Origin of the sequence: Nocardia sp. NPDC006982 (assembly GCF_042869435.1) — a bacterium.
Lineage (GTDB): Bacteria > Actinomycetota > Actinomycetes > Mycobacteriales > Mycobacteriaceae > Nocardia.
The window spans coordinates 16,095-28,548 of sequence record NZ_JBIAFV010000037.1 but is presented as its reverse complement, the minus strand read 5'-3'; the positions used below and the strand labels follow the sequence as shown (position 1 = coordinate 28,548).

Sequence of the window (12,454 nt, the reverse complement as noted above, 5' to 3'; positions counted from 1 at the left end):
CGGTCCCATTCCGAACCCGGAAGCTAAGGCCACCAGCGCCGATGGTACTGCACTCGACAGGGTGTGGGAGAGTAGGACACCGCCGGAACATCCTTCACGATAGGGGACCCAGAACTGGGTCCCCTATCGTCGTTTATGCACCTATATCTATGCCGTGTTCGGGCCCGACTGCCGACACGTGATTGAATTCAGGGGTTCGACAACCTCTGGCGGAACCTAGAAAGGGGCCACCGTGTCGGAACAGAACGACGGCCGGAAGTCTTTCCGGCAGGACGGTCCCGACCGCGATCGAGGCGGCGACTCTCGCGGCTCTTCCGACCGAGGTGATTCCGGTGAACGGCGCGGCTTCAAACGCAGCGACTCGACCCGGAGTGGTTCGAACGACCGCGGCGACTCCAACCGCCGCAACGATTCCAATGATCGCAGCTCCGGCGACCGGGGTGGTTTCAAGCGCAGCGGATCCGGTGAGCGTGGCGGCTTCAACCGCAGTTCCGATGATCGCGGAGGTTTCAACCGCGGCGGCGGCCGTGGCGGTTTCGAGCGCGGCGACTCCGGCCGGCGTGGTGATTCCGGCGACCGTGGTTTCAACCGTGGTGGTTCGGGTGAGCGCGGCGGATTCAAGCGCTCCGGTGATTCGGCCGACAGGGGTGGTTTCAACCGTGGCGGCTCGGACGAACGCGGTGGTTTCAACCGCAGTGGTGATTCGGGCCGACGCGGCGATGCGGGCGATCGGGGCGGGTTCAGCCGAGGTGGCTCCGGCGATCGCGGCCGTTTCGATCGGGGCGATTCCAGTGAGAGTGGCGGTTTCAACCGTGGCGGTGATTCCGGCGAGCGCCGTGGCTTCAAACGTGGTGGCGATTCGGGTCAGCGCAGTGATTCCAGCGATCGAAGTGGCTTCGGCCGCAGTGGTTCTGGTGACCGTGGCGGATCCAGCCGTGGTTCCGGCGATCGCGGTGGCTTCAGCCGTGGCGGTTCGAGCGATCGCGGCGGTTTCAACCGTGGTGACTCGGGGGATCGCGGTGGTTTCCGCGGTGGTGACTCGGCGGAGCGCGGCGGGGTCAGCCGTGGTGGCAGCGGTGAGCGCGGCGGTTTCAAGCGTGGTGGCAACTCGAGTCAGCGCGGCGACGTGAACGAAGGCACCGGGTTCAAGCGACGCGATGACGCCGGACAGCGTAGTAGCGGCTTCAACCGTGGCGGTGACTCCGGTCAGCGCGGCGGCTGGACCCGCGGCGACGACGTGCAGGATCGCCGTCGTGGTGGCGAGGGCGCACGTGCCGGGGGTGGTTCGGCTGATCGACGCGCCGCGCGTCCCGAAGAGCCGGATCTGCCCGATGACGTCCAGGCCGCCGACCTCGAAACCGAGGTGCGTCGCGACCTGCTGAGTCTGGATAAGGGCAATGCCGAAACGGTCGCCCGGCATCTTGTAATGGCGGCCCGACTCATCGACGACGATCCGCGTCTCGCTTTGGCTCATGCACGGGCGGCCCGCCAACGCGCCGGCCGCATTGCCGTGGTCCGCGAAACCGCTGGCGTCACCGCCTATCACGCGGGCGAGTGGGCTGAGGCCCTTTCCGAATTGCGCACGGCCCGCCGGATGTCCGGAGGTTCCGGTCTGCTCGCCGTCATGGCCGACTGCGAACGCGGCCTCGGCCGCCCCGAACGTGCCATCGAACTGGGCCGCAGCGATGAGGCCCGCGCCCTGCGCGGTGACGAGGCCACCGAACTCCGCATCGTGGTCGCCGGCGCCCGCATGGATCTCGGCCAATACGACCAGGCCGTGGTCACCCTGCAAACCTCGGAACTCGACCCCTCCCGCACCGGCTCCGCCGCCGCCCGTCTCTTCTACGCCTATGCCGACGCCCTGGTCGCCGCGGGCCGCACCGCCGAAGGCCTCACCTGGTTCCTCAACGCGGCCTCCGCCGACCTCGACGGCGAAACCGATGCCGAGGAGCGCGCCGAGGAACTAACCGGCGACACCGACCTATAGGCACAGCCAGCTGGGACCCGACACCGAGCTCGTCGACTCAGATCACAGGTGCAGGGGAGATCCAGTCGGACAGCCTGTCAAGAGGGGTGCGGGCGCCCGGGCCGTATCGGAAGAGGCGGCACAGTCTCGCGTTGGGCCTATCCAGCGAAGGTGTGGCTTCTCAGGTTGCGCACTGCCCGCCGGATGTCCGGAGGTTTTGGTCGCTCGTCGCCATGGCCGACTGCGAACATCGCGCAACGCGCTGGCTAGGCGGTGTCGCACGTCGCACTGTTGATTCGAGCGTGGGTTCGGAAGCGGACCTGTGGCATACGGTCGGTCGACGCCGTCGTTTTCCTGTCGGCGGGCTGGCGTAGGGTTCGGGAAGGTGTCGGTCGGTTACGTGAAGTGAGAGTGGTGTGAAGCGGCTACGACAGCGGTATGAAGCCCTGCTGCTGGATCTGGACGGCACGCTGTATCGCGGGCCGGAGGTGATCGAGGGCGCGCCGGAGGCGTTGGCGGATTCCGTTGCGGCACAGCGGCTTGTGTATGTCACGAACAATGCGAGTCGCGGTCCGGATGTGGTCGCACGGCATTTGATCGAGCTCGGGTTCGCGGCGGAAACCGATGATGTCGTGACCAGTGCGCAGGCGGCGGCACGGTTGTTGGCCGAGCGGCTCGATTCCGGGGCAACGGTGTTGATCGTCGGCACCGATGACCTGGCCAAAGAAGTCGAAGCGGTCGGGTTGCGTTCGATCCGGCGCTTCAACGGCGCCGCGCCCGATGCTGTCGTACAAGGACATTCACCCGAAACCGCGTGGCCGGATCTGGCCGAGGCTGCCTACGCACTGAGCGCCGACGCACTGTGGGTCGCCGCAAATACCGATAAGACGTTGCCTAACGAGCGTGGCCTCGCGCCCGGCAACGGCGCCATGGTCGCCGCATTACGTGCTGCCTCCGGTAGAGAGCCTGTTGTAGCGGGCAAACCCTATGCGCCACTGCTGGAGGACGCCCTGGTGCGCGCCGGAACGCGCAGCGCGCTGGTCGTGGGCGACCGCCTGGACACCGATATCGAGGGCGCCAACCGTGTCGGCCTCGAATCACTGCTGGTCCTGACCGGCGTGAGCACCCTCGACGAACTACGCGACGCCCCGGCGGCCCTGATCCCGACCTACGTCTCGGAGTCATTGGATGCACTGAATCATCCGCCGGTCGAGGACGAGGCGACCGACCTCGCCGACGACTTGGCGGAACGCCTGCGCCGTAACCCGGGAAGAGCCGTAAGGGTGCACGCGTCCGGTTCGGAAATCCGATAGCGTTGACCCCACGATGACTACTCCGATGCCACGCCCCAACGGACCCGGCTCGAATGGACCGCGCCCCGGGCCACCGCTGCCCGGCCAGCATCTGCCGGGTGCACAGGGACGCCCGGAGCCTGCCGACCCCGAGCGGATCCGCGCCGAGATCGACGGTCTGCTCGCCGAACTCGACGCGCGTCCGGCGTGGGCCGGCTTGGCGGCGCCCCCGCCGACGGCCTCCGATTCCGGCGCCGATATCACCCGGCGCGCCCGCATCCTGGAACAGGCGCATGAAGTGCTCGTGCAGGCACTGGCCACGGTGGACAAGATCTGAGGTGGCCAGGCGCGCGCGGGTGGACGCCGAACTGGTTCGCCGCGGATTGGCGCGATCGCGTGAACATGCGGTCGAGCTGATCGGTGCGGGCCGCGTCCTGATTGCTGGAACGGTCGCTGTGAAGCCGGCGACTGCCGTGGAGACCGGCACGCCGCTGGTTGTGCGCGAGGAGCCCGACGAGGTGTCGTGGGCGTCGCGTGGTGCGCACAAGCTGCTCGGCGCGCTCGAAGCATTCGAACCCCAAGGCCTGACCGTCGGGGGGAAGCGCTGCCTGGATGCCGGTGCGTCGACCGGTGGCTTCACCGACGTACTGCTCTCCAGGCAGGCGCGTGAGGTCGTCGCCGTCGATGTGGGCTATGGCCAGCTGATCTGGCGGCTGCAGAACGACGATCGAGTGCGGGTTTTCGATCGCACCAATGTTCGCGCCATCACCCCCGAATCCATCGGCGGCACCGTCGAACTGGTTGTCGGTGATCTGTCGTTCATCTCACTGAATCTGGTGCTGCCCGCCCTCGCGGCCTGCTCCGCGCCGGGTGCCGACCTGTTGCCTATGGTCAAACCCCAGTTCGAGGTGGGCAAGGAGCGAGTAGGCTCCGGCGGTGTGGTGCGTGATCCCGCATTGCGCGCGGAAGTGGTGCGCGATGTCGCGGCGGCGGCCGCCGGATTGGGCTTGCGCACCGTCGGGGTGGTGGCCAGCCCGCTGCCCGGCCCATCGGGCAATGTCGAATACTTTGTGTGGCTGCGTAAAGACGGGCAGTTCGAGTACGACGGCGAGCAGGTCGCGGCGCTTGTCGAACGTGCGGTTGAGGAGGGTCCACAGTGAACGCGCTGACGCCGGCCGAATCCAGAGAGATTCTGCTGGTTTCGCATCCGGGCCGGGCGGAGATCATCGAAACCGCTCATCGTGTCGCGAAGATTTTCGCGGACGCGGGTATCGGGCTGCGCGTGCTCGCGGACGAGGCGGACAGCACGCGATTCGACTGTGAGCCCGACACCCCGGGCGGGACGGCCATCGCGGAACCGGGCGGATATCCGGCGCGCGTGGTCGAGCATTGCCCGGACGCGGCGGTCGGCTGCGAGATGGTGCTTTCGCTCGGCGGTGACGGCACCTTTCTGCGCGCGGCCGAACTGGCCAGGCCGGCGGGGGTGCCGGTGCTCGGAATCAACCTGGGCCGCATCGGTTTTCTCACCGAGGCCGAGGCCGAACACCTCGATGAGGCGTTGGCGAGCGTGGTCCGCGGCGATTACCGCCTCGAGCATCGGATGACGATCGATGTGAACGTCCGGGTGGACGACGAGATCGTCGAAACCGGTTGGGCGCTCAATGAAGCCAGTATCGAGAACGCCGCGCGCATGGGTGTGCTGGAGGTGGTCCTGGAGGTCGACGGGCGGCCGGTTTCGCAGTTCGGTTGCGATGGCATCCTCATCTCCACACCGACCGGATCGACCGCTTACGCGTTCTCCGCTGGCGGCCCGGTGGTGTGGCCGGAACTCGAAGCGCTGCTGGTGATTCCGAGCAATGCGCACGCCCTCTTCGCACGGCCGCTGGTGACCAGTCCGGAATCCAGAATCGCGGTCGAATCCGTTGCGGTGGGCCATGATGCGATAGTTTTCCTGGATGGCAGGCGCACCCTGGCATTGCCGAAGGGCGGCCGGCTCGAGGCGGTCCGCGGCGCCGAACCGGTGCGGTGGGTGCGGTTGGATTCCGCACCGTTCGCAGACCGGATGGTGCGCAAATTCCAATTGCCCGTGACAGGCTGGCGTGGCCGACGGCGAACGGAGATCAGCCGGGGGATCGGAGCCGGCGGGGTGGGTGAGGACGAGTGCTGACAGAGATCAGGATTGACGGGCTTGGCGTCATATCCACGGCCACCGCGCAATTCCATGAGGGGCTGACGGTTCTGACCGGTGAGACCGGCGCCGGTAAGACCATGGTGGTGACCAGCCTGCATCTGCTCAGCGGGGCGCGGGCCGATGCGGGCCGTGTCCGGTTGGGTGCGGACCGGGCCGTGGTCGAGGGGCGGTTCACCGTCGACGAGGTGAATACCACCGCGCAGAAGCAAGTGCAGGAAGTCCTGGAAGCGGCTGCGGCCGAACGCGATGACGACGGCAGCATCATCGCGATCCGCACCGTCGGCAGTGACGGACGTTCCCGCGCGCACCTGGGTGGGCGCGGCGTACCTGCCGCTGTCCTCGCCGATTTCACCGCGCCGTTGCTGACCGTGCACGGCCAGAACGATCAGCTGCGCCTGCAGCGTCCGGACCAGCAGCTGTCCGCGCTGGATCAGTTCGCCGCCGATACGGTCGGTTCGCTGCTGCGTAAGTACCAGGTGCAGCGGCGATCCTGGCTCGACGCCCGCACTGAGCTGCTCGAACGTACCGCGCGCAGTAGGGAACTCGCGCTGGAGGCCGACCGGCTGAAACATTCGCTGTCCGAAATCGATGCCGCCGCACCGGAACCCGGGGAGGACGAGCGCATCGTCGACGAGGTGCGCAGGCTCAGCGATCTGGATTCGCTGCGTGAGGCCGCCGCGATCGCGCACGACGCGTTGGCTGGTCCCGCCGATTCGCCCGAAGAGGGTTCGGGCGCACTGGAATTGCTCGGTGCCGCGCGGGCCCGCATCGAATCGGCCCACGATCCGGCGCTGACCGCGCTCGGGCCGCGGCTCGGTGAGGCCATCGCGGTGGTCGTCGATCTCACCACCGAGCTCAGTGGTTATCTGTCGGACTTGCCTTCGGACCCGGGCGCATTGGATTCGCTGCTCACCCGGCAGGCCGAATTGAAATCGCTGACGCGCAAGTACGCACCGGATATCGACGGGGTCATCGCGTGGGCGGATGAGGCGCGCACGCGTCTCGGCTCGCTCGATGTCTCCGAAGAGGCGCTGGCGGCGCTGGCGGCGGAGGTGGATATCGCCGCGGAACGCGTTCGGGAAGCGGCACACAAATTGACCGCGGCGCGCACCAAGTCGGCGGGCAAGCTCGCTTCGGCGGTGAGCGCCGAACTCGGTGGGCTTGCGATGGGTAAGGCGAAGCTCGAGGTCGTGGTGCGGCCGGTGCCTGCGAGCCCGCAGGATTCCGCGCCGCTGACGGTGCACGGGCAGGAATTGCATGCGGGTTCGACCGGTGTCGACGAGGTGGAATTCCGGCTGTCCGCGCACTCCGGCGCGCAGTCGTTGCCGTTGAGCAAGAGCGCATCCGGTGGTGAGCTGTCGCGCGTGATGCTGGCTCTAGAAGTGGTGCTTGCCAGTTCGGATCATGGCGCGACGATGGTGTTCGACGAGGTCGACGCCGGTGTCGGCGGCCGGGCCGCGGTCGAGATCGGCCGCCGACTGGCTCGGCTCGCGCGCACCCATCAGGTGATCGTGGTGACCCACCTGCCGCAGGTCGCGGCATTCGCAGACACCCATCTGGTGGTGGACAAGTCCGATGACGGCAAGGGCAAGGTCAACAGCGGGGTCCGGGCATTGACCAAGGACGAGCGTGTCATCGAATTGGCTCGCATGCTGGCCGGTCTCGATGACACCGAAACCGGCCGAGCTCACGCCGAGGAACTGCTCGAAACCGCCCGCGCCGAACGCGCCCGCGCCTGAGCAGTTCAGCGCAGGGCTTTTTGGGCGCCCTTGATGAACTGGTTGATGAGGTTCTTCAGACCGAATTCCAGGACCTTTGCGGGGACGGGAAGGCTGGGCTCGGACTCCATCGTGTAGGAGACCAGGGTGCCGTTGTCGGTGTCGGTGAAGGTGATGGTGCCGACGTGCCGTTTCACGGGCGCGCCCTTGATGATCTTGTATTCCATGAGCTCGCCGGGGACCAGCTTGGTGGTCTCCTCGACGATGCCGACGCCGGCCTTGCCGATGAAGTACTGCGCGCCGACGCCCGTCGGGGTGGGCGAGCCGGGGGTCTTCAGGGTGAAGTCGACCGGGATGTAGGGGTTGATGCCTTCCCGCTCGGTGAAGAACTTGTAGACGACATCGCGCGGTGCCGCGATCACGGCGTCGACGGTACTGCTGACCATGGTGACTCCTATTCGGGATATCTGTGACCCGCAGCATACGGGTACTTGTTGGCGCGCTCTCGGCGCGGCGTGGTGCTCGTGTTATCACAGTGACGAATGTGATAGGTGATACGGCGCGCCTCCACCAATGGTTGAGGGTTTGCCGACAGGATCGGCCACATGAAGATGTTGGCGTTGTTGTCGAAGAGCACCGAAGCGCTGCCCGGGCTGACCGGGACAGCTCGGGTTGACCGCAACACCAGGCGTCTGCTGAAGCGGGTCGGGCCCGGTGATGTCGTAATACTCGATGAGATGGATCTGGATCGGCTCACCGCCGATCGGTTGGTCGAGGCGGGCGTGGTCGCGGTGGTGAATACTTCGCCGTCGATCTCGGGCCGCTACCCCAATCTGGGGCCGGAAGTGCTGGTCGCCAACGGAATTCTGCTGCTGGACACCGTGAGTTCGGATGCCTTCCGGATCAAGGACGGCACCAAGGTCCGCATCGATGAGGGCGTCGTCTACTCCGACAAGCTGGTCAAGAAGGAGCCCGAGGTCCTGGTCACGGGCATTGAGCTGACCGGATCAGATATCGCCGAGCGAATGATCGATGCGCGCAACGGTCTCGCCGATCATCTGGAGGCCTTCGCCGGCAACACCATCGAATTCATTCGCACCGAGAGTGCGCTGCTCATCGACGGTATCGGGGTGCCGGACCTCGAGCTCGACATGAAGAATCGGCATGTGGTCGTGGTGGCCGACGGCCCGGAGCACGCCGACGATCTCAAGCGACTGAAGCCCTTCATCAAGGAGTACGCGCCGATCATGGTCGGCGTCGGTCGCGGCGCGGACACCTTGTTGAAGCAGGGCTACCGCCCCGATCTGATCGTCGGCGACCCAGACGAAATCACCACCGCCACCTTGAAATCCGGTGCCGAGATGATCCTGCCCGCCGATACCGACGGCCACGCCAAGGGGCTGGAACGCATCCAGGATCTCGGCATCGGCGCGACGACCTTCCCGTCGTCGGGGGCACCTTCCGACTTGGCCCTGCTGCTGGCCCACCACCACGGCGCATCGCTGATCGTGACGGCCGGCGCCGCCGCCTCGCTGGACGATTTCTTCGACCGCGGCCGCCGCGACAGCAATCCGGCGACCTTCCTCACCCGACTGAAAGTCGGCACCAAACTCATGGATGCCAAGGCCGTCGCCACGCTCTACCGGAACCGGGTGTCCGGCACCGCCATTGCGATGGTCGTCCTCGCCGCACTGGTAGCGGTGATCGTGGCCATGCTCGCCTCGAATATGGGGACCGAGGCACTGGATTGGGCCGCCGATAGCTGGAACCGGTTCACGCTGTGGGCCGAGGGCCTAGCCGGTGCGGGAGGGAACCGATGATTTCGATTCGGCAGCACGCGGTTTCGATCGTCGCGATCTTCCTGGCCCTCGCCCTCGGCGTGGTGCTCGGGTCACAGACCGTGGCGGCGGACCTGCTGTCCGGATTGCGCGCGGATAAAACGGATCTGCGCAAACAGCTCGATGTGGCCACCGATCAGAACCGGCGGTTCGGCGACGAAATCAATGCCGCGGACCGGTTCATCGCCGGAGCGGCGGGCCGGATCCTCGGCGGCACGCTCACCGACCGCAGCGTCGTCGTGTTCACGACCCCCGATGCCGAACCCGCCGATGTCGAGGCCGTCGCGAAGGATCTGGAAACCTCGGGTGCCACCGTGACCGGCCGCATCGCACTCAACGACGCCTTCCTCGACGCCGCCGAGGGTGACCGGATGCGTACCGCGGTCACCAATGTCATCCCCGCGGGCGCGCAGCTGCGCACCGGCCAGGTGGATCAGGGCAGTATGGCGGGCGATCTGCTCGGCCTGGTGCTGCTGCTCGATCCCGCGAGCGCGCAACCGCGCAGCACCCCGCAGGAGCTGAGTCTGGTGCTGGAGACGTTGCGCGGCGGCGGTTTCCTCGCCTACGGCGACACTCCGACGCAGGCCGCGAACCTCGCCGTTGTCGTCACCGGCGACGGCGAGAAGTCCAGCGAGAACAGTCAGGGCAGCAATATCGCCCGATTCGCCGGCGCCCTGCGTGGTCGCGGTGCGGGGGCGGTGCTGGCGGGCCGATCCGGTGCCGCCGACAATCCGGGCCCGATCGCGCTCATTCGTTCCGACGCCGCGCTCGCCACCGCCGTCACCACCGTCGACAACCTCGACCGCGATATCGGCCGCGTCACCACCGTGCTCGGCCTGAGCGAGCAGCTCAACGGCGGCGCGGGCCGATACGGAACCGGCACCAAGGCGACCTCCCTCACACTCGTCGCGCTGCCTTCGAGCTGACCCGCCCGATCCGCGATGCTCCGTGCTGCGGACATGGCGCACGGTGCGGATCCGATCGATCGCAGCGACTCGGTGGCAAACGTGCATGGCGTGTGATCAGACCAGCAATTTCGTGTTACCGTGAAGACCCGTGGGTCATACACGGAATCAGGCGCGAACGGCCACGAAGCACATCTTCGTCAGCGGTGGTGTCGCCTCCTCATTGGGTAAGGGTCTTACCGCCTCCAGCCTCGGTCAGCTGCTGACCGCGCGCGGACTGCGGGTGACCATGCAGAAACTCGACCCGTACTTGAACGTCGATCCGGGCACCATGAATCCGTTCCAGCACGGCGAAGTGTTCGTCACCGAGGACGGCGCGGAGACCGATCTCGATGTCGGCCACTACGAGCGGTTCCTCGATCGGGACCTGTCCCGGGACGCGAATGTGACTACCGGGCAAATCTATTCGTCGGTGATCGCCAAGGAGCGTCGCGGCGAATACCTCGGTGACACAGTGCAGGTTATCCCGCACATCACCGACGAGATCAAGAGTCGCATCCTGGCGATGCAGGGGCCGGATCTGCAGGGGCAGGTGCCCGATGTGGTGATCACCGAAATCGGTGGCACCGTCGGCGATATCGAATCGCAGCCCTTCCTCGAGGCCGCGCGCCAGATCCGCCACGATGTGGGCCGGGACAATGTGTTCTTCCTGCACGTATCGCTGGTGCCCTACCTCGCGCCGTCGGGTGAGCTCAAGACCAAGCCGACCCAGCACTCGGTGGCCGCGCTGCGCAATATCGGTATCCAGCCCGACGCGCTGATCCTGCGTTGCGATCGCGAGGTGCCGCAGGCGCTCAAGAGCAAGATCGCGCTGATGTGCGACGTCGATGTGGACGCCTGCATCTCCACGCCGGACGCGCCCTCGATCTACGACATTCCCAAGGTGCTGCACCGTGAGGGCCTGGACGCCTATGTGGTGCGCAGGCTCGGGCTGCCGTTCCGCGATGTGGACTGGACGGTGTGGGGCGATCTGCTGGATCGGGTGCACCAGCCGCGGGAGACCGTCGAGGTCGCACTCGTCGGCAAGTACGTCGATCTGCCCGATGCGTATCTGTCGGTGACCGAGGCGTTGCGCGCGGGTGGATTCGCTTCGCGGGCCAAGGTGAATATCCGCTGGGTGCAGTCGGATGAATGCGAGACCCCGGCGGGTGCGCAGGCCGCGCTGCGCGATGTGGACGCGGTGCTGATTCCGGGCGGGTTCGGTATCCGTGGCATCGAGGGCAAAGTCGGCGCCATCAAATATGCGCGGACCAGGGGGCTTCCGCTGCTCGGTCTGTGTCTGGGTTTGCAGTGTGTGGTCATCGAGGCCGCGCGTTCGGTCGGTCTGGCCGAGGCCAATTCGGCCGAATTCGAGCCGGATACACCGCATCCGGTGATTTCCACCATGGCCGATCAGAAGGAGATCGTGGCCGGTGAGGCCGATCTCGGCGGCACCATGCGCCTCGGCGCCTACCCGGCGACGCTGCAGAAGGGTTCGGTGGTCGCGCAGGCCTACGGCACCGACCAGGTCTCCGAGCGGCACCGGCATCGCTACGAGGTGAACAACGCCTACCGTGACAAGATCGCCACGAGCGGTTTGAAATTCAGCGGTACCTCCCCCGACGGGCATCTGGTCGAATTTGTCGAGCTGCCCGCGGATAAGCATCCGTTCTTCGTGGCCACCCAGGCGCATCCGGAGCTCAAGAGCCGCCCGACTCGCCCGCATCCACTGTTCGCGGCGCTGATCGCGGCGGCGCTGAAATATAAACTGGCCGAGCGGCTTCCGGTCGATATCCCGGACGAAGAGTTCGCGAACGCAGATCAGGTGTCGTAGATGAGTGAGAACGGGGGAGCCCAGCCGGGCAGCCACGACTTCGAGACCGTGGCGAGCAAGACCATGTACAGCGGTGCCATCCTCGCCTTGCGGCTCGACCAGGTGGCAATGCCGGGCGGACGCGTCGTCGAGCGCGAGGTGATCGAACACCATGCGGCGGTTGCGGTTGCGGCCATCGATGATGCCGACAATGTGGTGCTGATCAGGCAGTATCGGCATCCGATCGATCAGCGGCTGCTCGAGCTGCCCGCCGGACTGCTCGATGTGCCCGGCGAGGATCCGCTGACAGCGGCCAAGCGCGAATTGGCCGAGGAGACCGGACTGGCTGCCAGGGAATGGTCGGTTTTGGTGGATGTCGTGCTTTCGCCCGGATTCACCGATGAGGCGCTGCGGGTGTATGCCGCGCGAGGTCTGTACGAAACCGACCGGCCGGAGCCGGAATTGGAGGAGGCGGACCTGGAATTGGTCCGCCTGCCGGTGGACGAAGCAGTGCGGGCCGCGTTGGCCGGTGAGATCGTCAATGCCACGGCCGTCGCCGGTCTGCTCGCGCTCGCGGCCGCCAGGGCGGGCGGGACGCAGTTGCGTCCGGCCGACGCGCCGTGGCCGGGGCAGCCGACCGCATTCCTGCGTCGCAAGGCGCAGCGGCAGTCCGAAGACTGACGGGTCCGGGC

10 protein-coding genes, 1 rRNA gene and 1 pseudogene are annotated in these 12,454 nt (G+C 66.7%); 11 read left to right on the top strand and 1 reads right to left on the bottom strand.

What is annotated here, in order from left to right:
* The 7 genes and pseudogenes from rrf to recN form a co-directional block, all read left to right on the top strand.
* Nucleotides 1–88 (top strand): 5S ribosomal RNA (gene rrf / locus ACFYOW_RS47460); the annotation flags it as partial.
* Nucleotides 89–988: 900 nt separating this feature from the next.
* Nucleotides 989–1,987 (top strand): annotated as a pseudogene (locus tag ACFYOW_RS47455) (tetratricopeptide repeat protein); the annotation flags it as partial.
* Nucleotides 1,988–2,382: 395 nt separating this feature from the next.
* A complete protein-coding gene (locus ACFYOW_RS47450; protein WP_387298435.1) occupies nt 2,383–3,279 on the top strand; it encodes an HAD-IIA family hydrolase in 897 nt (298 codons plus the stop codon).
* 13 nt (nt 3,280–3,292) lie between these two features.
* Nucleotides 3,293–3,595 (top strand): hypothetical protein, encoded by a 303-nt coding sequence (locus tag ACFYOW_RS47445; protein WP_387298433.1) that lies wholly within the window; start codon nt 3,293–3,295, stop codon nt 3,593–3,595.
* 1 nt (nt 3,596) lies between these two features.
* Nucleotides 3,597–4,418: a TlyA family RNA methyltransferase gene (locus ACFYOW_RS47440; RefSeq protein ID WP_387298431.1), complete on the top strand. Its 822-nt coding sequence runs from the start codon at nt 3,597–3,599 to the stop codon at nt 4,416–4,418.
* Complete coding sequence (locus ACFYOW_RS47435) at nt 4,415–5,425, top strand: NAD kinase (protein WP_387298429.1); 1,011 nt, start codon at nt 4,415–4,417, stop codon at nt 5,423–5,425. Before ACFYOW_RS47440 ends, ACFYOW_RS47435 begins: the two co-directional genes overlap by 4 nt.
* Complete coding sequence (gene recN / locus ACFYOW_RS47430) at nt 5,419–7,188, top strand: DNA repair protein RecN (protein WP_387298427.1); 1,770 nt, start codon at nt 5,419–5,421, stop codon at nt 7,186–7,188. Before ACFYOW_RS47435 ends, recN begins: the two co-directional genes overlap by 7 nt.
* Nucleotides 7,189–7,193: 5 nt before the next feature.
* Here recN and ACFYOW_RS47425 read toward each other — a convergent pair whose 3' ends face one another.
* Nucleotides 7,194–7,613 carry an SRPBCC family protein gene (locus ACFYOW_RS47425; RefSeq protein ID WP_387298425.1) on the bottom strand — a complete coding sequence of 140 codons (420 nt, stop codon included), beginning with the start codon at nt 7,611–7,613 and terminating at the stop codon, nt 7,194–7,196.
* Between the two features lie 159 nt (nt 7,614–7,772).
* On the opposite strand from ACFYOW_RS47425, the gene steA reads away from it, so the two are divergent.
* The 4 genes from steA to ACFYOW_RS47405 all read left to right on the top strand — a co-directional run bounded on the left by steA (nt 7,773) and on the right by ACFYOW_RS47405 (nt 12,443).
* Complete coding sequence (steA, locus tag ACFYOW_RS47420; RefSeq protein ID WP_387298423.1) at nt 7,773–8,987, top strand: putative cytokinetic ring protein SteA; 1,215 nt, start codon at nt 7,773–7,775, stop codon at nt 8,985–8,987.
* Nucleotides 8,984–9,931: a copper transporter gene (locus tag ACFYOW_RS47415; protein ID WP_387298421.1), complete on the top strand. Its 948-nt coding sequence runs from the start codon at nt 8,984–8,986 to the stop codon at nt 9,929–9,931. The genes steA and ACFYOW_RS47415 overlap by 4 nt, the downstream gene beginning before the upstream one ends.
* Before the next feature lie 130 nt (nt 9,932–10,061).
* The gene (locus tag ACFYOW_RS47410; RefSeq protein WP_040689361.1) at nt 10,062–11,783 is read left to right on the top strand and encodes a CTP synthase; all 1,722 of its coding nucleotides are present in this window, start codon (nt 10,062–10,064) and stop codon (nt 11,781–11,783) included.
* Nucleotides 11,784–12,443 carry an NUDIX domain-containing protein gene (locus tag ACFYOW_RS47405; RefSeq protein WP_387298419.1) on the top strand — a complete coding sequence of 220 codons (660 nt, stop codon included), beginning with the start codon at nt 11,784–11,786 and terminating at the stop codon, nt 12,441–12,443.
* Nucleotides 12,444–12,454: the final 11 nt, after the last annotated feature.

Excerpts from the sequence above, each read along its gene's own strand:
- ACFYOW_RS47445 (WP_387298433.1), top strand. The coding sequence starts at position 3,293 with ATGACTACTCCGATGCCACGCCCCAACGGACCCGGCTCGAATGGACCG.
- ACFYOW_RS47425 (WP_387298425.1), bottom strand. The coding sequence starts at position 7,613 with ATGGTCAGCAGTACCGTCGACGCCGTGATCGCGGCACCGCGCGATGTC.
- steA (WP_387298423.1), top strand. The coding sequence starts at position 7,773 with ATGAAGATGTTGGCGTTGTTGTCGAAGAGCACCGAAGCGCTGCCCGGG.
- ACFYOW_RS47415 (WP_387298421.1), top strand. The coding sequence starts at position 8,984 with ATGATTTCGATTCGGCAGCACGCGGTTTCGATCGTCGCGATCTTCCTG.
- ACFYOW_RS47405 (WP_387298419.1), top strand. The coding sequence starts at position 11,784 with ATGAGTGAGAACGGGGGAGCCCAGCCGGGCAGCCACGACTTCGAGACC.